The following is a 25,407-nucleotide window of genomic DNA, read 5'->3' on the forward strand; positions in this document are numbered from 1 at the left end:
TAGGCGAGAGTCGGATGGATGGGGAACAATCCTCCTGCCCCATATTCTGTCCCCACGGCGCGACTCTTGCGCCCTCGCTCACAACGTCTAGGTTGAGCTGCGCTCCAGTTCAGCGCGCGGGGGAAGTTCAGTTTGGACGTCGAGGCCTTCATTCGGCGCTGGTCGAACCTTGAGGGCGGCGCCGAGCGCGCCAACTACGCCATGTTCCTCACCGAGCTGTGCGCGGTGCTGGAGGTGGAGCCCCCCAACCCCGCCGGCGGCGACCGCGCCGCCAATGACTATGTCTTCGAACGCGCAGTGAAGCCGCGCCTCAGCGAGGCCTCCACCACCCCCAAGCGGATCGACCTCTACAAGAAGAACGCCTTCATCCTGGAGGCCAAACAGTCGCGCCTGCCCGGCAAGAAGAACGCCATCGCCGGCCAGGCCAGCCTTTTCCAGGAGGCCGAAGAGGCGCCCGCCCGCAGCACCACCGTTCGCGGCTGGGACGTGATGATGCAGAATGCGCGCAAGCAGGCCGAAGGCTATGTCTTCCTGCTGGACGCCGACCATCCCGCCCCGCCCTTCATCATCACCTGCGACGTCGGCCACTGCCTGGAGCTCTATGCCGATTTCACCGGCACCGGCCGGGCCTACGACCAGTTCCCCGACCGCAAGGGCTTCCGCATCTTCCTGGATGACCTGCGCGATCCCGATGTCCGGGCGCTGTTGGTCAAGGTCTGGACCGATCCGCACAGCCTCGATCCCACCAAGGAATCCACCCGCGTCACCCGCGAGATCGCCAAGCGGCTGGCCGAGGTCAGCAAGGCCCTGGAGGCGAAGGAGAAGGATCCCGAGCACGTCGCGCACTTCCTGATGCGGTGCCTGTTCACGATGTTCGCCGAGGACACCGGCCTGCTGCCCAATGACAGCTTCAAGGCCCTGCTGGCCAAGAGCGTCGCCGACCCCACCCACTTCCCGCAGCGCCTCAAGCGGCTTTGGCAGGAGATGGAGCATGGCGAGGAGTTCAGCCACGTCATCGAGGCGCGCGTGCGCCACTTCAATGGCGGCTTGTTCAAGGACACCACCGTCTTCGAGCTGGGCCGCGAAGAGATCGGCGAACTGCTCGCCGCCGCCAAGTCCAACTGGACCCAGGTCGACCCCGCCATCTTCGGGACCCTGCTGGAACAGGCTCTCGATAAGACGGAACGCCGCAAGCTCGGCGCCCACTACACGCCGCGCGCTTATGTCCAGCGGCTGGTGGAGGTCACGGTCATGGAGCCCCTGCGCGCCGACTGGCAGGCGGCGCTGACCCGGGCCGAGGACGCCAAGGAGGCCGGCAAGGACGCCGACGCCATCGCCCAGGTCCGCGCCTTCCACCACCAGCTCTGCACGACACGCGTCCTTGATCCAGCCTGCGGCACCGGCAACTTCCTCTATGTCGCCCTGGAGCTGATGAAGAAGCTGGAGGGCGACGTGCTGCAAACGCTCATCGCACTTGGAGATCGGCAGTCCGACCTAACGCTCGCGGGCGAGAGCATCGACCGGTCAAACATCACGGTCGATCCCCACCAGTTTCTAGGTCTGGAGCTCAACCCCCGCGCCGCCGCCATCGCCGAGCTGGTGGTCTGGATCGGCTATCTGCAATGGCACTATCGCAACCACGAGAGCCACCCCGCCGAGCCCATCCTGCGGGCCTTCAGCAATATCAACTTCGGCAAGCGCGAGGGCTATGACGCCGTCCTCACCTGGGACGGCTACCCGGTCCCCGGCGTGGTGGAGAAGGACGGCAAACGGGTCGAAACCTATCCCAATCCCCGGCGGCCCGACTGGCCGGTCGCGGAGTTCATCGTGGGGAACCCGCCGTTTATTGGCAAGGGCAAGGACATGCGCGAGGCCCTTGGCGACGCCTATGTGGAGAGTCTTTGGAGCGCTCACCCTGATATCAACGACTCAGCTGACTTCGTGATGTATTGGTGGGATCACGCTGCCGCATCACTTACCGCACCACGAACGGCACTCCGACGATTCGGCCTTGTTTCCACGAACTCTATAACCCAGGAGTTTTCGAGGAGAGTAATAAAGCAACGTCTAGCATCTAAGCCGCTCTCCTCCATCATCTACGCGATTCCAGATCACCCATGGACTAAGGCATCGCCGGATAGCGCCGCAGTTCGCATCGCAATGACCGTCGTTGCACGGGGATCAAGACCCGGAGTATTGGATCAAGTTATATCGGAATCTGATTTAGATACTGATGAACCAAAGATACAATTTTCTCGCGAAAACGGGACAATACACTCCGATCTGTCGGTTGGTTCAGACGTTACCGACGTAGCGAGCTTGGTTGCGAACTCCGGGATATGCACAACGGGCGTAATATTTCTCGGAGACGGCTTTCTTCTGACTGCCTCGGAAGCAAGGCTCCTCATCGAACGCAACCCTCTGTCTGCTAGGGTCATCAAGAAGTATGCTAGCGGCCGAGATCTCAACGGTCGGATGAGAGAAAAGCGGATCATTGATCTCGACGGATACGACGAAATTTCAATTCGAAGAGAATTTCCCGAGATCTATCAGCGACTTCTTGAACTCGTTAAACCGGTTCGAGCCCTCAACAGGGAGCCATATCGACGAGACAACTGGTGGCTATTCGCTAGAAAGAACACGGACCTCCGAAGTTTTATAAATGGACAATCTAAATACATCGCGACGAGCTTAACATCGAAGCATAGATTTTTTACATTTGTGAATTCCGACACTATTCCAGACCAAACCTTGGTTTGCATCGGACACTCCGACGCTTATGTAATGGCCGTTTTGTCCTCGAAGGCGCACGTGGCCTGGTCCCTAAGATTGGGGGGCTGGCTTGGCGTGGGAAATGATTCCAGATACCTAAAAATCAAATGCTTTGACCCATATCCTTTCCCCGATGCAGGTGCTGAACTTGAGTTGCGTCTGCGACAGCTAGGCGAGGAACTCGACACCACCCGCAAGCTCGTCCAGGCCGAACACCCCGACCTCACCCTCACCGGCCTCTACAACCTGCTGGAAAAGGTGAAGGCCGGTGCCGCCCTCACCCCGGCGGAGGTAGACGCCAAGCAGCGCGGCCGGGTGCTGATCCTCAAGGAACTGCACGAGCAGATCGACGCCCTGACGGCCCAGGCCTATGGCTGGCCGGCCGACCTCACCGACGAACAGATCCTCGAACGCCTGGTGGCCCTGAACGCCGAGCGCGCCCGGGAAGAGGCCGCCGGCCAGGTCCGCTGGCTGCGCCCCGACTATCAGATCCCCCGCTTCGCCAAGGGGGCCAAGGCCAAGACCGGCGAGCTTGACCTGGGCGAGACGGTGGTCGCCCTCGACAAGGGCCTCCCGCCCTGGCCCAAGGACCGCTACGAGCAGCCGCTCGCCATCGAGGCTCTGCTCACCGCCACGGGCCGCGCCATGGATCCCGCCGAACTCTCCCGCGCCTTCAAGTCCGGTGGCAAGAAGATCGAGCAGCGCGTCCTCCAGGCCCTCACCAACCTCGCCCGCTACGGCCGCGTCACCGCCCTGCCCGACGGCCGCTACGCGGCGCGGCGGGCGGCGTGACCAGCGCGGCCGACATCGATGCGCTGTTGGCCGCGCCGAAGACCCTGAGCGGCGCGCCACGGTGGGCGCGCGACGACACATCGGCAGTCGTCAAGCTTGCTTCGCCCGTCGCGATATCCGGCGTCTTGGGGGGTCTGATCCTCCACGCTCACGCGACCTTGCAGACGACGCCTCAGCGGGGCGGCTGCGCACTGATCTACGAAGACAGGCCGATCCAACGGCTGTCCATCCTCCCCGATCATGCGCACCACAACCCCTTCAGGGCGTCAGCCCCAGCAGGACTGCGTGGCCTCACCCTGCCCGCCGATGCGAGCCGGCTGCACGCCTGGAAGCACAACCGAGCTTGGCCGCGCGTGGGAGGTGACAATGTCGCCTTCGCCGAACCTTTGCCGGTCGAGGTAACCTCGATGAACGAGGGGCTAACGATCTTTTTGGCCCTTTGCGGTATAGAGGGCGATCTCCCGCCGCCGCCTTGGGAGCCGAGACTGCTGTGAGCCTGATCTTCGATCTGAAACACGTTCTGAATGCCGTCGCCGCCGAGCCGGACGTTTCCACACGGGTGGAAACGACGACGCTCCTGCCGGGCGGCGGCGTCGCCACAGTCTCAGTGCGCCCGGCAGGCGACAGCTTCGTGGTTTCTGATGATGGCGCTGCGCGCGAGACCATGCTGTCCCTGGGGCTGGCCGAATTCTCGCGGGGCGACGCCCGCCGAGCACGTGAGATAGCGCAGGCGCGCGGCCTTTCGTTCGAGCACGACACATTCATGCTTCAAGGCGTCGGGCCAGAGCAGATTGGCGCCGCGATCGCCTATGTCGCCGACGCGACCCGCACCCTGGTCGCCGAAGCCCTGGAAGCCCGAACCCGGCGCGGTCAGCGGGATCTGGTCAGCCGGACCGTCGACCGCCTGCACGAGCTGCTTCCGGGTGCGACGGTTGACGCCGAACGCGAACTGCTCGGCGCCAGCACCAAGGCCCACCGGTTCGACTTGGTTATGAGCCTTCCGGGTGACCGCTACGCGGTCTTCCAGACCGTGACGCCATCGCCGGCCTCCATCGCCCCGGCGCACCTGAAGCTATATGACCTGCGGCAAGCCCATGCTGACTGGCCGCGGGAAGTCGTCGTCGAGGACTTGTCGGTTTGGCCGGGCGAAGATCTCGCCATCATGCAGCAGGTCGCTGACCACGTCCGCGACTTCAAGGCCCCCTGGACCGACCTGCGTCAGCTCGCCGCCTAGCCCCCCACCGTCCCCGTCGACCCCCGCACCACCAGCTGCGGCTGCACCTCGTGCGCGTCCGCCCGCTTCTCCCGCAGGGCGTTGGGCACCAGCATCTCGCCGGCGATCCGGCCCATGTCGCGCAAGGGGAGCCGCACCGAGGTCATGGGGGGCCAGAGGCGCACGGCGATGGGGGCGTCGTCATAGCCCACCACCGAGACGTCCTGCGGGATCCGCAGGCCGGCCTCGCGGGCGGCGGTGTAGACCCCCGTGGCCATCTCGTCATTGAGGCAGAAGACCGCCGTGGGGCGGGCCTCCAGGGCGAAGAGCTCGTGGGCGGCGTTGACCCCGCTCTCATAGGTGTAGGCGCCGATCTTGGCGTAGTCCGGCGCCAGATGCAGGCCGCGCTCGGCCAAACCTTCCTCGAACCCCTTCTTCCGCTCAATGGATGAGCGGAAGGTGGGCGGGCCGGAGATGAGCGCGATGCGGGTGTGGCCGAGGTCGGCCAGGTGGCGGGCGGCCTCGGCGGCGCCCTTGCCGTCGTGGCTCACCAGCATGCGGTCGGGGGCGTCCAGGGCGACGGAGCCGATCCGCACATAGGGGACGTCCAGCTCGCGCAGCAGGGCGGCCAGCTTCTCGTCCTCCGAGACCGGCGAGGGCAGGACCACGGCGAACAGCTTCTGGCGCTCCACGAAGTCGCGCATGTCGGCCAGCAGGCGGGGCGAGTGGCGGTCCACCGGGCGGACCACCAGCTCGAAGCCGGAGCCGGCCATGGCGTCCAGCAGGCCCTGCTGGTGGCTGATGGTGTGCTGGGGGTTGGGGTTGTCGTAGATCAGCCCCACCAGGAAGGAGCGGCGGAAGGCCAGGCCGCGGGCCTGGGGGTCGGGGACGTAGCCGGTCTCGCGCATGATGGCGAGCACCGCCTTGCGGGTCTCCTCCTTGACGAAGGGGCTCTCGTTGATGACCCGGCTGACGGTCTTCTTCGACACCCCGGCCAGGCGGGCGACGTCGTTGATGGTGTGCCGCTTGCGGGCCGGGTCGGCCTCGGCGGCGCGGGCCGTCTTCTCGGGGGGGTCGCCTGGCGCCAACGGGGTGTCCTCGACTCTGTCGCCCGTATGTAGCCCGCGTGCGGCGCCCGCGCCAAGCTGGCCCCTTGCGGCGGGCATGACACCGGTATCATTCTAGGGCCATGCGCAGCCTGCTCCAGATCCATCCCGACGACGACGTGGCCGTCGCACTTGTCGGTCTTGACGGTCAAAGTGTTGTCGATGGTCGGCCCGTGTCGGCCGACATTCCCGCGGGCCACAAACTGGCTCTGCGCAAGGTGTTGAAGGGGGCGCCGGTGCTGAAATACGGCTGGCCCATCGGCCATGCGCTGGCCGACATCGAGGCCGGCGACCACGTGCACAGCCACAACTTGGCGACCAACCTCTCGGGGCTGGAGGACTACCGTTATCTTCCCTCCGCGACGGCCGACATGTGCGCGGGGCGGGACGACGCGACCTTCGACGGCTACCTGCGCGCCGACGGCCGGGTGGGGACCCGCAACGAGATCTGGGTCCTGTCCACCGTCGGCTGCGTGGCCCGCACCGCCCAGAGGATCGCCGCCGAAGCGACCCGCCGCTTCGCCGGCCGGGTGGACGGGGTGGTGGCGCTGACCCACCCCTTCGGCTGCTCCCAGCTCGGCGACGACCTGGCCGCCACCCGGGCCATCACCGCCGCCCTGGCCCGCCACCCCAACGCCGGCGGGGTCCTGATTGTCGGCCTGGGCTGCGAGAGCAACCAGCTCGGCCCCCTGCTTGAGGGCCTGGAGGGGATGGACCCGGCCCGACTGAAGGCCTTCTCCGCCCAGCTCTCGGAGGACGAGATCGAGGAGGGGCTGGCGGCGATCGAGGCCCTGGTGGCCGTGGCCGAGCGCGACGTGCGCACGCCCCGCCCGCTGTCGGACCTGGTGATCGGCCTGAAGTGCGGCGGGTCCGACGGGCTCTCGGGCCTGACCGCCAACCCCCTGGTGGGGCGGATCGCCGACGCGGTCACCGGCGCCGGCGGCACGGCCATCCTCACCGAGATCCCGGAGATCTTCGGCGCCGAACGCCTGCTGATGGCCCGGGCGGAGAGCGAGGCGGTGTTCGACGACATCGTCAGGATCGTCAATGATTTCAAGACCTACTTCCTGGCCCACGGCGAGCCCATCAGCGAGAACCCCTCGCCGGGCAACATCGCTGGCGGCGTCACCACCCTGGAGGAGAAGTCCCTCGGCGCGGTTCAGAAGGCCGGCCGCGGGCCGGTCACCCAGGTGCTGCGCTATGGCCAGAGGACCGACCGGCCGGGCGTCGTCCTGCTGGAGGCGCCGGGCAATGACGCGGTCTCCTCCACGGCCCTGACGGCGGCGGGCGCCACGGTGATCCTGTTCACGACCGGGCGCGGCACCCCGCTGGGCTTCCCCGCCCCGACCCTGAAGATCGCCACCAATTCCAGCCTGGCCCAGCGCAAGCCGCGCTGGATCGACTTCGACGCCGGCCCCGTGGCCAGCGGCCTGCCCATGGACGCCGCCGCGGAGTCCCTGCTGGCCACGGTGCTGGCCACCGCCTCGGGCCGCCACACCCGGGCCGAGGAGAACGGCGAGCGGGAGATCGCCCTGTGGAAGCGCGGGGTCACCCTTTGAGGCTGTCGGAGGCGACCCTTTCCCAGATAGCTCAAGGGGTTGAGCTCCCGGGCTACGACCGCGCGAAGGCCGCGATCGGGGTCGTCCACTTCGGCCCCGGAGCCTTCCACCGGGCTCACCAGGCCTGGTATTTCGACCAGATGCTGGCGGCGGGCGCCGGCCCTTTCGCCGTGGCGGCGGTGTCGCTGCGCAGCGGCGGGGTCCGCGCGGCGCTCGCCCCCCAGGATGGCCTCTACGTCCTGGCCACGCGGGAGGCTCGGCCCAGCTTCCGGGTCATCGGGTCGATCAAGGCGGTGCTCACCGCGCCGGGGACCCCGGAGGCGGTGTTCGCCCAGTTGATGGCGGCCCGCCTGGTGACCGCCACGGTGACCGAGAAGGGCTATTGCCTGACGCCCGCCGGCGGCCTCGACCTCGCCCACCCCGACATCGTCCATGACCTGACCCGGCCGCCCTTGCCCGTCAGCCTGGTGGGCTGGCTGGCGCAGGGCCTGGCGCGGCGGCGGGAGGCGGGGCTCGCCCCCTTCCTGACGCTCTCCTGCGACAACCTCTCCGACAACGGCGGCAAGCTGGGGCGGGCGGTCGCCGCCTTCGCCCGGGCCTCGGGCGACGTCGCCCTGGCCGACTGGATCGCGGCGAACGCCGTCTTCCCCTGCAGCATGGTGGACTCCATCACGCCTGCCACCGATGACGCCCTGCGCGCCGAGGTGGAGGCCGCGACGGGCCTGGCCGACGCCTGGCCGGTGCAGCGGGAGGGCTTCCTCCAGTGGGTGGTGGAGGACCGGCTGGGGGACCTGTCGCCGGCTTTCGCCGCCGCCGGGGTCACCCTGACAGCCGACGTCGCGGCCTTCGAGCGCGCCAAGCTGCGGCTGCTGAACGGCGCCCATTCGACGCTGGCCTATGTCGGCCTGCTCAAGGGCCACGAGACGGTGGCCCAGGCCATGGCCGATGCCGACCTGTCGGCCTTCGTCGAGACCCTGATGACCGACGACATCGCCCCCACCCTGGGTCCCACGCCAGCCCTCGACGTCCCGGCCTATATCGCCGCCATCCTGGCCCGCTTCCGCAACCCGGCCATCGTGCATCGGCTGTCGCAGATCGCCTGGGACGGCTCCCAGAAGCTGCCCGTCCGCATCCTGCAGACCACCGCCGACGCGCTCGCGGCCGGGCGTTCCCTGGAACGTCTGGCCGTGCCGGTCGCCGCCTGGATGAGGTTCATCGAGCGCCGGGCCAGCGAGGGCGGCGAGATCGTCGACCCCCTGGCCAAGGACCTGGCGCGCCGCAGGGGCGTGGCCGATTTCCTCGCCCTTTCAACGGTCTTCCCGCAGGACCTCGCGGCGAACCCGGCCTGGCGCGCGGCGGTCGAGGCGGCCTATGCGGCCCTCTAGGTGCCCTTGGCCTTGGCGCTGGAGTCCAGCACCTCGGGCCGCCTGGGCGTCATGTCGTCGAGGTTCCAGTCCGCCGGATTGAAGGGCCGCGCCGTGGGCTTGGGGTGCGGGTAGCCGTGCAGGGCCTGCTCGGAATCGATGATCGTCCCGCGCCCCTCGGCCACGTCGGCCAGCAGCCGGACGTCATCATAGTCCCGGTCCCAGGGCCGGGCGCCGGCGTTCATCAGCACCGACTTCTGCACCTCCACCGCTGGCATGGGCTTGAAGCCCTGCGGCCAGGTCGGCGGCGTCTTGGTCTCGATGATCCTCGCCGGACCGGTGGTGTAGCGGCCCAGCATGGGCAGCGGCCGGCCGATGCGGTCCACGGCGATGTTGTCCCTGGCGTAGTACTCCACGTCCCCGTCGCCCCCGAGCTCGAAGAAGGCCACCTGGTCGGGGGTGGAGATGCCCGCCCGCATGGCGTTGCCCACGGCGACGATCTGGCCGGTCTGGTAGGGGTGATCGCCCCACTCATTGGCCTGCAGGTTGTAGTGCAGGACCCGCTGGCCGGGGTCGAAGATCAGGTTGTTGGCCATCACCGCCCGCACCCCGCCCTTGAACAGCGCGTTGCGCTCATAGTTGTGGGCGTAGAGGTTGCCGACGATCAGCAGGTCGCTGGCGTTGTCGTGGATCAGGCTGCCCTTGGAATGCTCGATCTTGCCGTGGGTCGAATAGGCCAGGCTCTCGGCGATGATGTTGTTGGAATAGGTGATCCGGTGCGAGGTCGCCGCCCGCCAGTCGTCGGGGGTCTTGCCCACGAACCTTAAGCCGGAGACCGACAGGTTCTCGTCCGTCGCCCAGGTGAAGGTGCAGTGGTCGACGATGACGTTATAGGCCCCGCTGACCGTGGAGAAGGCGTCCTCCTCCCAGCCGCTCTTCTTGGGCTGGCCGGCCTCGCCCGGCCGCACGCGGATGTGCTGCACGATCACGTCATGGGCCGAGACGTCCATGCCGCCGCGAATCAGGGTGACGCCCGGGGACGGCGCCGTCTGGCCGGCGATGGTGAGGAAGGGCTCGTCCACCTTCAGCGTCTTCCGGTCGAGATCGATGACCCCGCCCACCTCGAAGACCACGATGCGTGGCCCCTTGGCCTCCACCGCCTCGCGGAAGGAGCCGGGCCCCTCGGAGGCCAGGGTGGTGACCCTGATGATCCGCCCGCCACGGCCGCCGGGGGTGGTGGCGGCCCAGCCCTGGGCGCCCGGGAAGGCCAGCGGCTCGGCGGCCTGCGCCGCGCCGGCCGCCAGCAGGATCGAAAACGCCGCGGCCGCGGCCAGACGCATGCCCATGGAAGCTCTCCCTGACGTCCCTGGAAATTGCGCATTTGGGACTTGATTTGAAAATGACACCGGTTTCCTCTAGAGACAACAGCGCCTTTTGCGGGCGAGTGGGGTGGGAGGCGATTTCGCGTGAGCGTTCCGGCGGCAGGCATGGCCGAGGGCTTCCCCACGGACGAGGTGGCGGCGCGGTTCGTCCGCGCGCGGCGTTCGGCCACCGCCCTTCCCGATTTCCCCGGCCCCCTGCCGAGCGACCTGGCCACCAGCTATCGGGTGCAGGACGCCGCCATCGGCCTGTGGGACGACGAGGTCGTGGGCTGGAAGGTCGGGCGGGTGCCGCCCGAGCATGAGCAACGCCTGAACAGCAACCGCATCTGCGGTCCGGTCTTCGGCCGCGCCGTCTGGCATGTGAAGCCCGGCCAGGTGACGCCCTTCCCGGTGTTCATGGGCGGGTTCGCCGCGGTGGAGGCCGAGTATGTGGCCCGCATCGCCTTCGACGCCCCAGCCGACAAGCTGACCTGGACCGCCGAGGAGGCCGCCGAGCTGATCGGCGCCATGCATATCGGCATGGAGCCGGCGGGCAGCCCCCTGGCCAGCATCAACATCCTGGGCCCCACCGCGGTGGTGGCCGATTTCGGCAACAACGCCGGCCTGATGATCGGCGCGGAGATCGCCGACTGGAAGGGCCGGCGGATCGAGGATCTGCGCTGCGAGACCCTGATCGAGGGCCAGGTGGTGGGCCAGGGCGGGGCCTTCGTCCTGCCCGGGGGTCCGATCGAGTCCATCCGCTTCCTGGCCGAGAACACCGCGCGCCGGGGGCGGCCGCTGAAGGCGGGCATGTATGTCTGCACGGGCGCCGCGGCCGGCATCCATGACATCGTGGCCGGCCAGACCGGCGCGGTACGGTTCCACGGCTTCGGCGAGATCGCCTGCTCGGCCTATCCGGCCAAGCCCGCGACCTGACAAACAACCTCCCGCGCTCGGCGATGGCGCGGGGGATCAAGAGATGTCGCCAAGGCGAAGAAACAAAAGGGCGTTCTGTCCATGACCACCACCACCGACACCGCCGTCGCGGGCGGCCAGATGACCCGCCGCCGCTGGGTGATCTGCGCCCTGCTCTTCACCGCCGTGGTGATCAACTATGTCGACCGCCAGATGCTGGGGGTGCTCAAGCCCTTCATGTCCAAGGAGATGGGCTGGAGCGAGACCGACTACGCCGACATCGTCTTCTATTTCCAGGCGGCCTACGCGGCGTCCTACCTGGTGTTCGGGGCCTTCGTGGACCGCGTGGGCGCCAAGATCGGCTACGCCACCGCCTTCATCATCTGGCAGGTGGCCCACATCGCCCATGCCGGGGCCACCAGCCTGCAGCAGTTCTTCCTGGTGCGGATGCTGCTGGGGATCGGCGAGGGCGGCAACTTCCCCGGCGGGGTGAAGGCGGTCACCGAGTGGTTCCCCAAGAAGGAGCGGGCCTTCGCCACCGGCATCTTCAACGCCGGCTCCAACATCGGGGCGGTCATCACCCCCCTGCTCGCCCCCATGATCATGCTGGCCTACGGCTGGCGCGCGGCCTTCGTCATCACCGGAGTCATCGGCCTGCTGTGGATCATCGCCTGGGTGATCATGTACCGGGCGCCGGAGAAGGAGCCCAAGGTCAACGCCGCCGAGCTCGCCCACATCCGCTCCGACCCCGAGGACTCCGACCAGAAGGTCAGCTGGCTGAAGGTGGCCGGCAAGCGCGAGACCTGGGCCTACGCCATCGGCAAGTTCCTGATCGACCCGGTCTGGTGGATGCTGCTGTTCTGGCTGCCGGACTACTTCAAGAAGACCTTCGAGCTGGACGTCACCACCTTCGGCCTGGTGCTGGCGGCGGTCTATCTGATCTCCGACGTCGGCAGCGTGTTCGGGGGCTGGATGTCCTCGCGCCTGATGAAGGCCGGGCGCAGCCTGAACGTCTCGCGCAAGCTGACGATGCTGCTCTGCGCCCTGGCCACCCTGCCCTACTTCTTCATCAACCAGATCCACGACCTGTGGACCGCCACCGCCGTGGTCGGGCTGGTGGCCGCCGCGCACCAGGCCTTCTCGGCCAACCTCTACACCCTGCCCGGCGACGTCTTCCCCCGGAGCGCGGTGGGTTCGGTCATCGGGATCGGCGGCATGCTGGGCGGGATCGGCGGCATGGTGATGGCCAAGTCGGTGGGCCAGGTGCTGGAGCACGCCGGCGGCTATGGCCCGATCTTCGCGGTCTGCGGCTGCATCTACCTGCTGGCCCTGCTGGTGGTGCACCTGCTGTCGCCGCGCCTGGCGCCGGCCAGGCTCGACTAAGCGGCCGAGGACCAGCGCGGCAGGGATTCCAGCAGGCCGGCGGCCGTCGCCTCGGCCTGGACTCGGATGTCGGGGACCGAGGTCATCTCCCAGACCGCCCCGCGGGTGATGGAGCCGACGGCGTAGAGGCTGGGCCAGGCCACGCCGTCGCGGCCCACCAGGCGCGAGGCGTCGTCGACCTCGGCGCCCAGGCGGTTGGGATCGGGACGGATCAGGCCCCGGGCCAGCAGGCGGGCCAGCAACGGGTCGGCCGACCGGGTGATGTCGCCGGGCAGGCCCATGCAGTTGATCACCGCCCCGACGCTCATCCGGCGCAGGGCCTCGCCGCCCCGCGGCCGCCAGACCACCTCGACGCCGCGGCCGTGGGGGGCGAGCGCCACCACCTCCCCGGCCCTCAGGGTCAGGTCGCGGGCCCGCATCAGGGTGGCGAGCTGGCGCGCGGCGCTGGGCGCCAGGCGGTGGCGGTGAACGTCCCACCAGGGCCGAAGGTGGCGCAGGAAGGCCGCGCGCTCGGGCTGCGACCAGGCGCGCCAGATCTCCCGGACGTGGGGCCGCAGGTCATCGACCGCCTCGCGCCAGCCGTGCCGGTCGGCGGCGGCGCGCACCTCGCGCAGCACGGCCAGGGGCGAGCCCTGGGGCCGCGAGGCCGGCGGGCGGGCCGCGACCGGAGCGTGGGGGCGCGGCGACAGGCCCCGCCGCGAGATCGCCCAGGTGCGCCGCCCTGGCCGGGCGTGGCTCAGGACCGCGTCGACCATGGTCAGGCCGGTCCCCAGCAGCAGCAGGTCGCCCTCGGGAAGCTCGGTCTCCACCCAGGGATTGGCCAGATACCGAGGCGAGGTCAGTAGGGCGGGATCGGCGCCGGCCGGGGGCTCGGGGGCCAGCACGCCGGGCGCCAGGACCACGGCGTCCGCCTCAATCTCCCGCCCCAGGGCCAGACGGACCGTCCAGGCGCCGTCATGGGGGACGAGATCGACCACCTCGTCCTGCTCCAGCAGCAGGCGGTCGGCGCCGAAGGTCTCCAGGGCCTGGCGCAGCAGATCCTGCAGGTAGTCGCCATAGACCCCGCGGGTGACGAAGCCGCCGTGCGCGCTCCAGCCGCCGCGCAGGCTCAGCCATTTGGTGAAGTGGTCCGGCTGGTCGGGATAGGCGCTCATATTGTCCACCCGCACGTTCAGCAGGTGGTCGGGATTGGCGGTGGCATAGGCCGCGCCGCGGGCGAAGCGCCCGGCCCGCTCGATCAGCCGCACCTGGGGTCCGGCCCGGTCGGCGGCCAGGTGCAGGGCGGTCAGCAGCCCGCTGAAGCCTGCGCCGACGATGGCGACGGTCGATCGACGGGACATGGCGGCTCCTGGGCGACGGGTCTCCGACTTAATTCCTATAATTATTGTTGACTTTAAAGTGAGAAGAACTGAGGCGCCGGCCAGGGGCGGTGACGCGGCGGCGCCTTGTTAAGTTGACGCACGAGTCATTTTCCGCCAAAGCCTGACCAAAGGCCGGAGGAACCACATGAGCGACGGATCGATCGATCTCAACAGCGATGCGCGGGCGAAGGCCTACGCCACCCCGCTCGAGCTGCTGGACCCGGCGCAGCCGGAGCTGTTCCGCAACGACGCCCACTGGCCGGTCTTCGAGCGCCTGCGCAAGGAAGACCCCGTCCACTACACCGCCGAGCATGAGTTCGGCCCGTACTGGTCGGTGACCAAGTACAACGACATCATGGCCGTGGACACCAACCACGAGGTCTTCTCGTCCGAGGGCGGGATCACCATCGCCAACCAGACGGCCGGCGAAGGCCCCCTGCCGATGTTCATCGCCATGGACCCGCCCAAGCACGACGTGCAGCGCAAGACGGTCAGCCCGGTGGTGTCGCCGATGAACCTGGCGATCCTGGAGCCGCTGATCCGCGAGCGCGCCGCCAAGATCCTCGACTCCCTGCCGATCGGCGAGGAGTTCGACTGGGTCGACAAGGTGTCGATGGAACTGACCGCCATGACCCTGGCGACCCTGTTCGACATGCCCCAGGAAGACCGGCGCAAGCTGACCTACTGGTCCGACGTGGTCACCGCGGCGCCCGGCCAGGGCCTGATCGACACCATCGAGCAGAAGATGGAGATCTTCGTCGAGTACCACGCCTATTTCACCAAGCTGTGGAACGAGCGGGTCAACGCGCCGCCGAAGGGCGACCTGATCTCCATGCTGGCCCACGGCGAGGCCACCCGGAACATGGAGCCCCGCGAATACTTCGGGAACATCGTGCTGCTGACCGTCGGCGGCAACGACACCACCCGCAACACCATCTCGGGTTCGGTCCTGGCGCTGAACCAGAACCCCGACCAGTACAAGAAGCTGCGCGAGAACCCCGGCCTGATCCCCTCGATGGTCTCCGAGACCATCCGCTGGCAGACGCCGCTGGCCCACATGCGCCGCATCGCCACCCGGGACTTCGAACTGGGCGGCAAGACCATCAAGGCCGGCGACAAGGTCGTCATGTGGTACGTCTCGGGCAACCGCGACGACGAGGTGATCGCCAACCCGAACGCCTACATCATCGACCGCGAGCGTCCCCGCCAGCACCTGTCCTTCGGCTTCGGCATCCACCGCTGCGTCGGCAACCGCCTGGCCGAGCTGCAGCTGAAGATCATCTGGGAAGAGATCCTGGCCCGCTTCCCCGACATCCAGGTCGTGGGCGAGCCGAAGCGTAGCTATTCGAGCTTCGTGAAGGGCTATGAGAGCATGAAGGTGGTCATTCCCACCCGCTACTGAATATCCCGATTTTACTGACGGGTATGTACAATATTGACGCCGCTCTCCCCTCGGGAGGGCGGCGTTTTCATTTCAACTCTCTCGCTCACCTGACACACTCAAAGCATAGAATTTGGCGTAGATCATCGTTCGCATAACGATGTTCCACATACCCTAGTTAACTTCGACGACGGACTCGAATAACGTCGTTTTATTGACGGCTGCGCACAATAATATGTCGCGTTTTCTCCTGAAAGGCGTCCCTTTCATTCCCCAACGTCAATGTCGTCGTTGTTTTTAAACAGAAAATGATCTCTATCCGAACGCCGTTCGACTCTTCAGTTTCACTGCGTTGCAGCCGAGAGCCGTACAAGAGCTCCGGTGGCGTTGGGAGGTACTAGGATGAGGAATTCTCTGCTTATTCGGAGCGCGCTGGTGGCAGGCGTCTCCGCCGTCGCACTGGCGTCCGCCGGTTCGGCCATGGCGCAAGCCGGCGCCCCTCCGGTCATGATCGAGGAACTGGTGGTCACCGCTGAAAAGCGTGAAGCCAGCCTTCAGGACGTGCCGGTGGCGATCACCGCCTACACCAGTGAAAAGCGCGACCTGCTCGGCGTCGCCACTGTCGAGGATCTGGCGCGCATGACGCCCAGCCTCAGCTACACCAACAATGACCGCCTCTCGATCCGCGGCTTTGGACGCCTGACCAACGCCATCGGCACCGACCCGTCGGTGGCGCTGTATTCGGACGGCGTGTTCTCCAACTCCATGGCCGACGCCTCGACCCCGTCGCTGTTCATCGAGCGGACCGAAGTCCTGCGCGGCCCCCAGGGCACGCTCTACGGCCGCAACTCCATCGGCGGCGCGCTGAACATCATCGGCAAGCGCCCGACCGAGGACTTCAACGGCGAAGTCCGCGCGACCCTGGGCAACTACGGCGTCTGGCGCACCGACGCCCTGGTGCGCGGCTCCATCGTCGACCACCTGCGCTTCCTGCTCGGCGGCTCGCTCGAGCGTCGTGAAGAGGGCTTCATCCACAACAACGGCCCGGCCGGCGACACCGGCGCGGTCAAGCGCTACATGCTGGAAGCCCAGGTCGAAGCCGACCTCGGCGAGAACATCGTGGCGCGCCTGCGCTATACGAAGTTCGACTGGGACGACAGCTACGGCGTCGGCAACGTCTTCGAGAACACGATCTCGCCCTATGACACCACCGCCCTGGTGGGCCTGGGCAACCCGGCGCTCTACTACAACGCCACCCTCGGCTTCGGCGGCGTGAACCCGGCCATCGCCGACCCCTACAAGGTCAACACCAACCGCACCAACTACGGCAAGCTGTCGGATCACAACCGCCTGCAGGCCGACGTCACCTGGGATCTCGGCGACCTGACCGTGAAGTACCTGGGCGGCTTCCAGGCCTATACCTACGACACCGGCGGCGACCAGGACGGCACCGCCCGCACGGGGAACTTCAACGTCCCGGCGGCGACCCCCTTCGGCGCCTACACCGCGGCGAACGTGTCCCCCGACCAGGCCTTCTTCTACCAGGAGCGCCAGAAGTGGTTCTCCAACGAAATCAACGTCTCCACCAACTGGGACGGCCCGCTGCAACTGATCGGCGGCGTCTACCAGTACCACCAGACCTATGATCAGCCGCAGGGCCTGCGGGTGATCGGCGATCCGACCGTCCAGAACCCCATCAGCCTGGCCACCGGCGGCCTGGCCGCGCCGAACCCCGAGGGCAACTACCTGAAGGTCGACGGCCACCTGGAGGTGGACTCCTACGCCGCCTTCACCCAGTTCGACTGGGAGCTGAACGACACCTGGAAGATCACCGGCGGCCTGCGCTACACCAAGGACGAGAAAGAGGGCACCGACTTCGCCCGCTACGTCTCCCGTTCGCCCACCACCACCACGGTGCTGGCGCTCGGCGGCGTCCCCGGCGCGGTGGGCGGCAACCTGGCGGTGGACTTCACCACCTTCGTGGTCTGCGGCGGCCCGACGATCGCCACCTGCCTGGCCAACCCGATCTATTCCAACCTGACCCAGCTGCCCACCGGCGGCCTGCAGCGCAAGCTGTCGGGGTCGTGGGATGCGGTCAGCGGGACCCTCGGCCTGCAATGGCAGCCCGATCCGGACACCAACGGCTACCTGCGCTACAGCCGCGGCTACAAGTCCGGCGGTTGGGTCGCCTCCAACGGCCTGTCGCCGCAGCCCTACGCGGACCCGGAATATGTCGACAGCTACGAGCTGGGCCTGAAGAAGACCTGGGGCGGCCGCCTGCAGATCAACAGCGCCCTGTTCTATAACGACTATCAGGGCTTCCAGACCCCGCTCACCGTGGTGCTGAACCCGTCCACGGGCTCCACCGGCACCCAGTTCCTGAACCTGGACGCCAAGGTCTGGGGCCTGGAGGTCGAAGGGCAATGGTCGCCCATCGACAACCTGGTCCTGTCGGCCAGCTACGCCTATCTGAACACCGAGATCCAGAAGGGCTGCTGCTTCGTCGACACCACCGACCCGAAGGCGCTTCAGCCGGGCGCCCGCCCGGTCGGCGCGCCGCTTGCCAACGGCAGCCGCAACCAGACCCTGGTGGGCAACCAGCTCCCGCTGGCGCCTGAGAACAAGTTCAACCTGAACGCCAACTACACCTGGCAGTTCGACGCCGGCTCGCTCACCGCCGGCGCCAGCTACACCTATACCGACGACCAGCAGACGACGATCTTCGCCTCGCCGCTCTACACCGCCCCCTCCAACAGCCTCGCCGACGCCCGGTTGATCTGGAAGGACGGCGAGGACCGCTTCACCGTCATCGGGTTCGTCAAGAACCTGACCGACGAAGTGGCCTATCAGAGCTCGACCCCGACGGTCCCGTCGCCGCAGGTGGGCAACCGCCGCACGGTGAAGCTGAACTTCCCGCGCACCTACGGCGTGGAGTTCCAGTACCGCTTCTAAGCCGCGGACCGGAAACGACAATTAGGGCGGCGCCGGAAACGGCGCCGCCCTTTTTCGTGGGTTGAATTGCAGCCCCCCAGGCAAACCCCATGCGTCATCCCGGGCGAAGCGCAGCGAAGGCCCGGGACCCAGGGGCGGTGCGCAGGGCCCCTGGGTCCCGGATCGGCCTGACGGCCGTCCGGGATGACGGGAGTTGTTTATCTGGGAGCGGCGTGCGGTCGCGCCGACGAGCGGCCTAGAGCAGGTTGCGCTTGAACAGGGCCAGCAGGCGCTCCCAGTGGCGCTCGGCGCTGGCCTTGTCGTAGGCGGCGCGCTGGGGGAAGGCGAAGCCGTGGTGGGCGCCGGGATAGATCTCCACCTCGCCGTTCACCTGGTTGGCGGTGACCGACTGGCTCAGCGACTCCACCATCTCCAGCGGCGCATAGGGGTCGTCCTCGGCGCAGGCGAAATAGACCTCGCCCTTGACCTTCTGGGCGGCGAGGTGCGGGCTGTCGTGCTGGTCGGTGACCAGGGAGACGCCGTAGACCGAGGCCGCGGCCTTGATCTGATCGGGGAAGTGGGCGGCGGCGTTGATGGCGTACTGGCCGCTCATGCAGTAGCCCACCGCTCCCATGGGGCCCTTGGCGGCCGCGGGGTCGGCGGCGACATGGGCCAGCAGGGCCTTGGTGTCGCTCATGATCAGCGGGATGTTGATGGAGGCCATCAGGGCGAACATCGCCTTGCGGTCCTCCTCGGTGGCGAAGCCCCCCAGCTCCAGCACGCCCGAGCGGTAATAGAGGTTGGGCAGGACCACATAATAGCCGCTGGTGGCCAGGCGCCGGGCCATGTCGCGCAGCTCCTCGCGGATGGCCGGAGCGTCCATGTAGAACAGGATCACCGGGTGCGGCCCATCCCGCTCGGGATGGACGATGAAGGTGGTGGTGGCGCCGTGCGGCGTGGCGATGTCGATCGTCTGCTCGATCATGGCGGCGCCCTAGAAGTTCACGCGGGCGCTGATGGCACCGTCCACCAGCATGTTGATCCCGGTGGTGAAGGACGACCGGGGGCTGGCCAGGAAGACGGTGGCGGCGGCCACCTCCTCCGGCGTGGCCATGCGGCCGGTGGGGTTGCGCTTGATCATCTGCTCGAAGAAGGCCGGCATGCCCGCCTTCACATTGCCCCAGACCCCGCCCTCGAAGAAGACCGTGCCGGGCGAGACCACGTTGCAGCGGATGTGCTTGGCGGCGTTCTCCTTGGCCAGGCCCTTGGCGTAGTGGATCTGGGCGGCCTTCATGGCGCCGTAGGCCGAGGCGCTGGAGGCCTCCGCGGCGGAGACCGAGGAGGTGATGACCATGCAGGCGTCCCCCTTCTCGGCGGCGGCCTTCTCCAGGAAGGGCTTGGCCGCCTCCATGGCGTTGACCGCCCCCATCAGGTCGATGTCGAACATCGCCTTCCAGTCGGCCTCCTGGGCGCCCTGGACCAGGGCGCTGGCGTTCGAGACCAGGATGTCGATGCCCCCCAGGGTCTCGCCGGCCTGGGTGACGAAGGCCTTCAGGGCCGGGCCGTCGGCGATGTCCACCACCGCGCCCCAGGCCTCGACGCCCTTGGCCTGCAGGGCGGCCACGGTCTCGGCCACCTGGTCGGCGTTGCGGGCGCAGATGGCGACCTTGGCGCCCTCCTCGGCGAACAGGTCGGCGATCGCCCGCCCGATGCCCCGCGTCGCGCCGGTGACCACCGCCGTCTTCCCCTTGAGTCCCAGATCCATGGCCGTCTCCCGTTTGGTTCGTTGCGACCTTTCTAGCGCGGGGCGCGCGGCCCGCGAGGTCTTTCTGGCCTCGGCGTTCCAAGTGATTGACGCCCCCGCGGGCCCGGACCAAGTAGGGCCATGCTCGATCAGTTCGACGCCCGCCTCGACGCCGATTTCCCCGCCGTCGATCCCGCGCGCCTGATCGCCGCCCTGGGGCCCCTGCTCCCGACCGACGGCCTGAAGACCACGGTGGAGGCCCTGCGGCCCTACGAGACCGACGGCCTGGCCGCCTATCGTTCGCTGCCGGCCGTCGTGGCCCTGCCGGAGACCACCGCCCAGGTGCAGGCGGTGCTGCGGGCCTGCTCGGAGCTGGGAGTCCCCGTTGTGGCCCGCGGCGCGGGCACCGGCCTGTCGGGGGGCGCCCTGCCCTTCCCCGGCTGCGTCCTGCTGAGCCTGGCCAAGTTCAGCAAGATCCTGTCGATCGACCGCGAGGCCCGCACCGCGCGGGTGCAGCCCGGCGTGCGCAACCTGGCGATCTCCGAGGCGGTCGCCCATCTGGGCCTGTTCTACGCGCCGGACCCCTCCTCGCAGATCGCCTGCAGCATCGGCGGCAATGTGGCGGAGAACGCCGGCGGGGTGCACTGCCTGAAGTACGGCCTGACGGTGCACAATCTGCTCTCCCTGGAGATGGTGACCCTGGAGGGCGAGGTCCTGCGCCTGGGGTCGGACGCCTATGACGCACCGGGGTTCGACCTGATGGCCCTGATGACGGGTTCCGAGGGCCTGCTGGGGGTGGTGACCGAGGTCACCGTCAAGCTCACGCCGCTGCCGGAGACCACCCAGGTGCTGCTGGCGGCCTTCGACGACGTGGCCGTCGCCGCCCAGGCGGTGGCCGAGATCATCGCCGAGGGGATCATCCCCGCCGGTCTGGAGATGATGGACGGCCCGGCCCTGCGGGCGGCGGAGGACTTCGCCCTGGCGGGCTATCCCAAGGACGCCGCGGCCATCCTGCTGTGCGAACTGGACGGCGCCGCGCCGGACGTGGCCGAGGAGATCGCCCGGGTCTCGGCCCTGCTCACCGCCTGCGGCGCCGTCGAGGTCCGCCAGGCCCGCGACGAGGACGAGCGCCGCCGGTTCTGGGCCGGACGCAAGGGCGCCTTCCCCGCGGTGGGGCGGATCGCGCCGGACTATTACTGCATGGACGGCACCATCCCCCGCCGGTCCCTGCCCCATGTGCTGACCGAGATCACCCGGCTGTCGGAGGTCCACGGCCTGGCGGTGGCCAATGTCTTCCACGCCGGGGACGGCAACCTGCACCCGCTGATCCTCTACGACGCGGCCAGGGAGGGCGACCAGGAGGCCGCCGAGGCCCTGGGCGGGGCGATCCTGGAGCTGTGCGTCGCCGTCGGCGGCACCATCACCGGCGAGCACGGGGTGGGCCGCGAGAAGATCAACCAGATGTGCGTGCAGTTCAGCCCCGCCGAGATCGCCGCCTTCCACGCCCTGAAGCGGGCCTTCGATCCCAGGGGCCTGCTCAATCCCGGCAAGGCCATCCCGACTCTGGCCCGCTGCGCCGAGTTCGGACAGATGCACGTCCACCATGGGGAATTGCCGTTTGCCCACCTCCCCCGGTTCTAGCGTCGACCTCACCGAGGCCCTGGCCGCGCGCGTGCGCGCCGGCGGCCCCCTGCGCCTGGAGGGCGGCGGGACGCGGACCTTCCATGGCCGTCCGGTGACGGGCGAGCCCCTGTCCCTGGCGGGACATCGCGGCGTGGTGGACTACGATCCCAGCGAACTGGTGATCACCGCGCGGGCCGGCACCCCACTTTGCGAGATCGAGACGCTGCTGGCCGCCGAGAACCAGATGCTGGCCTTCGAGCCGCCGGTGTTCGGGGCGGCGGGCACCCTGGGCGGGGCGGTGGCGACAGGGCTGTCGGGGCCCCGCCGGCCCTTCGTCGGTCCCTTGCGCGACTATGTGCTGGGGGCGCGGATCATGAACCCGCAGGGCGAGGTTCTGCGGTTCGGCGGCACGGTGTTCAAGAACGTCGCCGGCTTCGACGCCTTCCGGCTGATGGCCGGCTCGCTGGGCGCCTTCGGGCCGATCCTGGAGGTGTCGCTGCGGGTCGCCCCGCGACCCCGGACGGAACTCGCCCTCGCCTTCGAGATGGAGAGCCGGGCCGCCCAGACCTGGGTCACCGGCCTGATGGGCCGACCCCTGCCGCTGTCGGGCGCCTTCCACGACGGGGCCCGCCTGCACCTGCGGCTCTCCGGCGGCGAGGCCGGGGTGGCGGCGATGCGGGCCGAGCTGGGGGGCGAGACGGAACCGCTCTCCACCTGGGAGGCCATCCGCCACATGACCCATGCGGTCTTCCAGGCGCCGGTGCTGTGGCGGGTCTCGGTCCCGCCGACGGGCGCCGCCGAGGGCTTCGAGGCCGCGGCCTGGGACTGGGCGGGGGGACAGCGCTGGCTCGCCGCCGAGACGGTCGATCCGCAGGTCTGGGTCGCGGCGGACCGCGCCGGCGGCCACGCGACCCTGTTCCGCGGCCAGGCGCCCGACGGCCAGGTCTTCCAACCCCTGCAGCCGGCTGTCCTGGCCCTGCAGAAGCGGCTGAAGGCCGCCCTGGACCCGGCGGGGATCTTCAATCCCGGCGTCATGTATGAGGGGCTCTAGATGAAGACGGTCATCCAGGGTCCGCTGGCCGGGACCACCGGCGGCGACATCGCCGCCCACGCCCTGCGCGCTTGCGTCCACTGCGGCATGTGCAACGCCACCTGCCCCACCTACCAGATCACCGGCGACGAGCTGGACGGGCCGCGCGGCCGCATCTACCTGCTGAAACAGGCCCTGGAGGGTCAGCCGGTCAGCGCCACGACCCTCAAGCACCTCGACCGCTGCCTGGGCTGCCGGGCCTGCGAGACCACCTGCCCGTCGGGGGTGCAGTACCACCGGCTCTACGACATCGGCCGCGAGGCGGTGGTGGCCCAGGTCGGGCGGCCCTGGCCCGAGCGGCTGACGCGGGGCCTGATCCGCAGGGTCACCACCTCGCCGGCCCTGCTCGGCGCGGCCCTGGCCCTGGGCCGCGCGGTCCGCTTCGCCCTGCCCAAGGCCCTGGCCGCCAAGGTGACGCCCCGCGTGGCCACCGGCGCCCGGCCCACCACCTCCCATGCGCGCCGGATGCTGATGCTGGCCGGCTGCGCCCAGCCGGCGGCCGCGCCGCACTTCAACGCCGTGACCGCCCGCATCTTCGACCGGGTGGGCGTCACCCTGGTGGAGGCCCCGCGCGCCGGCTGCTGCGGGGCGGTCAGCTTCCACCTCGACGCGCCGCACGAGGGCGCGGCGGCCGCGCGCCGCAATATCGACGTCTGGTGGCCGGAGATCGCGGCAGGCGCCGAGGCCGTGGTGGTCAATTCCAGCGGCTGCGCGGCCTTCATCAAGGACTATGCCGACGTGCTGCGGGACGACCCGGCCTATGCGGAGAAGGCCCGGGCGGTGGCGTCCCTGGTGCGAGATCCGATCCAGTTGCTGTCGGAGGCCAACCTGACGCCGCGCCGCGCGCCCGCCGAACCCCGCATCGCCGTCCACGAGCCCTGCACCCTGCAGCACGGCCTGCGCCTGACCGGCCGCATCGGAACCCTGCTGCGGGGTCTGGGCTACGCCCCCCAGCCGGTGGCCGACGCCCACATCTGCTGCGGCTCGGCCGGCGCCTATTCCCTGCTGCAGCCGGAGATGTCGGGCAGGCTGAAGGCCGCCAAGCTGGCCAACCTCAACGCCTCGCAACCGGGCGCCATCTACACGGCCAATATCGGCTGCTGGATGCACCTGGCCCCGGACTCCACCGCCCCCGTGCGCCACTGGATCGAGGCGGTCGACGAGGTCACGCGGCCTTAGAGCGTGACAGCCTGAAGTGGATGCCGGTTCAGGCTGTCACGCTCTAAACATATAAAAGACGAGCCTGTTTATCCGTTTCAGATGACTTCATCTGAAACGGACAGGCCCTCGTCGGCCCGTTGACAGCCTGCCGCAGCGGCAGTCTCATGTCTGGATAAGCGGGCGGGCTCGACCACGCCGGCGCAAAGACATTTAGGGATACGACCATGGCAGATTTCGGCGGCGCCGATCTGGACGCCTTCCGCACCCAGGCCCGGACGTGGCTGGCGGAGAACTTCCCCCCCTCCCTGAAGGACCGCGCGGACATCGCCGCGGCCGAGGCCCCCGTGCCGGTGGAGGGCGACTACAAGCTCTGGAAGGAGCGCATGGGCGCCAAGGGCTGGGGCGTTCCCACCTGGCCCCAGGCCTATGGCGGCGGCGGACTGTCGGCGGCCGAGACCCGGGTGCTGCGGGAGGAGATGGCGGCCATCGGCGCCTGGAACCCCATCGGCGGCATGGGGGTGATGATGTTCGGCCCCACCCTGCTGGAGTACGGCACGGAAGAACAGAAGCAGCGCCACATCCCGCCCATCGTCCGCGGCGAACTGCGCTGGTGCCAGGGCTATTCCGAGCCGGGCTCGGGCTCCGACCTGGCGAGCCTGCAGACCAAGGCTGAGGACAAAGGTGAATATTTCCTCGTAAATGGTTCAAAAATTTGGACTTCTGGCGCTCAATACGCCGACTGGTGCTTCTGCCTGACCCGGACGGATCCGACCAAGAAGCATGAGGGGATCAGCTTCCTGCTGATCGACATGCGCACGCCGGGGGTGGAGACGCGGCCGATCCTGCTGATCTCCGGGTCGTCGCCCTTCTGCGAGACCTTCTTCACCGACGTGAAGGTGCCCAAGGAGAACCTGGTGGGGCCGCTGAACGGCGGCTGGACGGTGGGCAAGCGGCTGCTGCAGCATGAGCGCAACGGCCTGTCGGGCGGCGGCGACGGCCGGCCTCGGCACGATCCGAAGATCCTGCGCGAGACGGCCCGAAAGTACCTGGGCGTCGACGAGAGCGGCCGGCTGGCCGACCGCGACTTCCGCGCGCGGCTGGTGCAGCACGACATGGACGCGCGCGCCTATGCGCTCACCATCCAGCGGGTGGCGATGGAGAGCCGCAGCGCCAACGGGCCCAGCGCGGCCACCTCGATCATGAAGAACGCCAGCTCCAAGATCGGCACCGATCACTGCGAGCTGATGGTGGAGGCCATGGGCCAGAGCGGCCTGGGCTGGGGCGGGGAGGATTTCACCCCGGAGGAACGGGCCGCCCAGCGGGCCTATCTGCGGATCAAGTCCAGCACCATCGCCGGCGGCTCCTACGAGATCCAGAACAACATCATCTCCAAGCGGATCCTGGGTCTGCCCGACACCAACATCCACACCTACTAGAACCGGGCTTGCGGGCGGGCGCGGTTGACCCGCGTCCGCGCTGCGCCTAAAGCGCGGCCATGGCCACCTCGACCGCCATCTTTGCGATGACCGACCTGCGGAGCGTGCTGAACGCCCGCGGCGGCCGAGGTCTGCGCGTCTTCGGATAGACCGCGGGATCAGGCGTGAGCCTCTCCCCGGCGCTCCGGGGACGTGAAACCTCCACCTGACATTCC

Annotated in this window: 18 protein-coding genes; 13 read left to right on the forward strand and 5 right to left on the reverse strand. The window is 68.5% G+C overall.

Features of this window, described 5'->3' with window-relative positions; translation table 11 throughout:
* The first annotated feature begins 132 nt into the window (after positions 1 to 132).
* From AC1RN5_RS10325 to AC1RN5_RS10335, 3 genes are read left to right on the forward strand one after another with little or no spacing between them, the layout of a single operon-like run.
* Positions 133 to 3,564, forward strand: coding sequence for a class I SAM-dependent DNA methyltransferase (locus AC1RN5_RS10325; RefSeq protein ID WP_493041064.1), 3,432 nt, complete (start codon positions 133 to 135; stop codon positions 3,562 to 3,564).
* The gene (locus AC1RN5_RS10330; RefSeq protein WP_493041065.1) at positions 3,561 to 4,058 is read left to right on the forward strand and encodes a hypothetical protein; all 498 of its coding nucleotides are present in this window, start codon (positions 3,561 to 3,563) and stop codon (positions 4,056 to 4,058) included. The genes AC1RN5_RS10325 and AC1RN5_RS10330 overlap by 4 nt, the downstream gene beginning before the upstream one ends.
* Positions 4,055 to 4,798 (forward strand): hypothetical protein, encoded by a 744-nt coding sequence (locus AC1RN5_RS10335; RefSeq protein ID WP_493041066.1) that lies wholly within the window; start codon positions 4,055 to 4,057, stop codon positions 4,796 to 4,798. The genes AC1RN5_RS10330 and AC1RN5_RS10335 overlap by 4 nt, the downstream gene beginning before the upstream one ends.
* Here AC1RN5_RS10335 and AC1RN5_RS10340 read toward each other — a convergent pair.
* Complete coding sequence (locus tag AC1RN5_RS10340) at positions 4,795 to 5,865, reverse strand: LacI family DNA-binding transcriptional regulator (RefSeq protein WP_493041067.1); 1,071 nt, start codon at positions 5,863 to 5,865, stop codon at positions 4,795 to 4,797. The two genes, AC1RN5_RS10335 and AC1RN5_RS10340, sit on opposite strands and share 4 nt — an antisense overlap.
* Positions 5,866 to 5,966: 101 nt before the next feature.
* Between AC1RN5_RS10340 and AC1RN5_RS10345 the strand changes: the two genes are divergently transcribed.
* Both AC1RN5_RS10345 and AC1RN5_RS10350 read left to right on the forward strand, forming a co-directional pair.
* A complete protein-coding gene (locus AC1RN5_RS10345) occupies positions 5,967 to 7,442 on the forward strand; it encodes a UxaA family hydrolase (protein WP_493041068.1) in 1,476 nt (491 codons plus the stop codon).
* Positions 7,439 to 8,827 (forward strand): mannitol dehydrogenase family protein, encoded by a 1,389-nt coding sequence (locus AC1RN5_RS10350; protein WP_493041069.1) that lies wholly within the window; start codon positions 7,439 to 7,441, stop codon positions 8,825 to 8,827. The genes AC1RN5_RS10345 and AC1RN5_RS10350 overlap by 4 nt, the downstream gene beginning before the upstream one ends.
* Here AC1RN5_RS10350 and AC1RN5_RS10355 read toward each other — a convergent pair.
* Complete coding sequence (locus tag AC1RN5_RS10355) at positions 8,824 to 10,152, reverse strand: pectate lyase family protein (RefSeq protein ID WP_493041070.1); 1,329 nt, start codon at positions 10,150 to 10,152, stop codon at positions 8,824 to 8,826. The two genes, AC1RN5_RS10350 and AC1RN5_RS10355, sit on opposite strands and share 4 nt — an antisense overlap.
* A gap of 120 nt (positions 10,153 to 10,272) precedes the next feature.
* On the opposite strand from AC1RN5_RS10355, the gene AC1RN5_RS10360 reads away from it, so the two are divergent.
* Together AC1RN5_RS10360 and AC1RN5_RS10365 are read left to right on the forward strand one after the other, a co-directional pair.
* Positions 10,273 to 11,103, forward strand: coding sequence for a 2-keto-4-pentenoate hydratase (locus AC1RN5_RS10360; protein WP_493041071.1), 831 nt, complete (start codon positions 10,273 to 10,275; stop codon positions 11,101 to 11,103).
* An 81-nt stretch (positions 11,104 to 11,184) separates the two neighbouring features.
* Positions 11,185 to 12,465 carry an MFS transporter gene (locus AC1RN5_RS10365; protein ID WP_493041072.1) on the forward strand — a complete coding sequence of 427 codons (1,281 nt, stop codon included), beginning with the start codon at positions 11,185 to 11,187 and terminating at the stop codon, positions 12,463 to 12,465.
* On the opposite strand, the gene AC1RN5_RS10370 is transcribed toward AC1RN5_RS10365, so the two are convergent.
* Positions 12,462 to 13,805, reverse strand: coding sequence for an FAD/NAD(P)-binding protein (locus tag AC1RN5_RS10370; RefSeq protein WP_493041074.1), 1,344 nt, complete (start codon positions 13,803 to 13,805; stop codon positions 12,462 to 12,464). The genes AC1RN5_RS10365 and AC1RN5_RS10370 overlap by 4 nt on opposite strands.
* Before the next feature lie 166 nt (positions 13,806 to 13,971).
* On the opposite strand from AC1RN5_RS10370, the gene AC1RN5_RS10375 reads away from it, so the two are divergent.
* Entirely contained in the window at positions 13,972 to 15,228 is a 1,257-nt protein-coding gene (locus AC1RN5_RS10375) for a cytochrome P450 (protein ID WP_493041075.1), read from the forward strand.
* Between the two features lie 414 nt (positions 15,229 to 15,642).
* The gene (locus AC1RN5_RS10380; protein WP_493041076.1) at positions 15,643 to 18,159 is read left to right on the forward strand and encodes a TonB-dependent receptor; all 2,517 of its coding nucleotides are present in this window, start codon (positions 15,643 to 15,645) and stop codon (positions 18,157 to 18,159) included.
* Positions 18,160 to 18,394: 235 nt separating this feature from the next.
* On the opposite strand, the gene AC1RN5_RS10385 is transcribed toward AC1RN5_RS10380, so the two are convergent.
* Both AC1RN5_RS10385 and AC1RN5_RS10390 read right to left on the reverse strand, forming a co-directional pair.
* A complete protein-coding gene (locus AC1RN5_RS10385) occupies positions 18,395 to 19,123 on the reverse strand; it encodes a dienelactone hydrolase family protein (protein ID WP_493041077.1) in 729 nt (242 codons plus the stop codon).
* A 9-nt stretch (positions 19,124 to 19,132) separates the two neighbouring features.
* A complete protein-coding gene (locus tag AC1RN5_RS10390; RefSeq protein ID WP_421931076.1) occupies positions 19,133 to 19,903 on the reverse strand; it encodes an SDR family NAD(P)-dependent oxidoreductase in 771 nt (256 codons plus the stop codon).
* A gap of 120 nt (positions 19,904 to 20,023) precedes the next feature.
* Between AC1RN5_RS10390 and AC1RN5_RS10395 the strand changes: the two genes are divergently transcribed.
* The 4 genes from AC1RN5_RS10395 to AC1RN5_RS10410 all read left to right on the forward strand — a co-directional run bounded on the left by AC1RN5_RS10395 (position 20,024) and on the right by AC1RN5_RS10410 (position 25,192).
* Positions 20,024 to 21,523, forward strand: a complete 1,500-nt coding sequence (locus tag AC1RN5_RS10395) for an FAD-linked oxidase C-terminal domain-containing protein (protein WP_493041078.1) — start codon at positions 20,024 to 20,026, stop codon at positions 21,521 to 21,523.
* A complete protein-coding gene (gene glcE, locus AC1RN5_RS10400) occupies positions 21,501 to 22,556 on the forward strand; it encodes a glycolate oxidase subunit GlcE (RefSeq protein ID WP_493041080.1) in 1,056 nt (351 codons plus the stop codon). The genes AC1RN5_RS10395 and glcE overlap by 23 nt, the downstream gene beginning before the upstream one ends.
* Positions 22,557 to 23,774, forward strand: a complete 1,218-nt coding sequence (glcF, locus tag AC1RN5_RS10405; protein ID WP_493041081.1) for a glycolate oxidase subunit GlcF — start codon at positions 22,557 to 22,559, stop codon at positions 23,772 to 23,774. It abuts the gene before it with no gap.
* A gap of 206 nt (positions 23,775 to 23,980) precedes the next feature.
* Entirely contained in the window at positions 23,981 to 25,192 is a 1,212-nt protein-coding gene (locus AC1RN5_RS10410) for an acyl-CoA dehydrogenase family protein (RefSeq protein WP_493041082.1), read from the forward strand.
* Positions 25,193 to 25,407 lie beyond the last annotated feature (215 nt).

This window comes from Phenylobacterium sp. GW821-FHT12F10 (assembly GCF_058806695.1).

Coding starts and splice junctions, on each gene's coding strand:
- AC1RN5_RS10345 (WP_493041068.1), top strand. CDS start 5,967: ATGCGCAGCCTGCTCCAGATCCATCCCGACGACGACGTGGCCGTCGCA.
- AC1RN5_RS10355 (WP_493041070.1), bottom strand. CDS start 10,152: ATGGGCATGCGTCTGGCCGCGGCCGCGGCGTTTTCGATCCTGCTGGCG.
- AC1RN5_RS10365 (WP_493041072.1), top strand. CDS start 11,185: ATGACCACCACCACCGACACCGCCGTCGCGGGCGGCCAGATGACCCGC.
- AC1RN5_RS10370 (WP_493041074.1), bottom strand. CDS start 13,805: ATGTCCCGTCGATCGACCGTCGCCATCGTCGGCGCAGGCTTCAGCGGG.
- AC1RN5_RS10375 (WP_493041075.1), top strand. CDS start 13,972: ATGAGCGACGGATCGATCGATCTCAACAGCGATGCGCGGGCGAAGGCC.
- AC1RN5_RS10385 (WP_493041077.1), bottom strand. CDS start 19,123: ATGATCGAGCAGACGATCGACATCGCCACGCCGCACGGCGCCACCACC.
- AC1RN5_RS10390 (WP_421931076.1), bottom strand. CDS start 19,903: ATGGATCTGGGACTCAAGGGGAAGACGGCGGTGGTCACCGGCGCGACG.
- AC1RN5_RS10395 (WP_493041078.1), top strand. CDS start 20,024: ATGCTCGATCAGTTCGACGCCCGCCTCGACGCCGATTTCCCCGCCGTC.
- glcF (WP_493041081.1), top strand. CDS start 22,557: ATGAAGACGGTCATCCAGGGTCCGCTGGCCGGGACCACCGGCGGCGAC.
- AC1RN5_RS10410 (WP_493041082.1), top strand. CDS start 23,981: ATGGCAGATTTCGGCGGCGCCGATCTGGACGCCTTCCGCACCCAGGCC.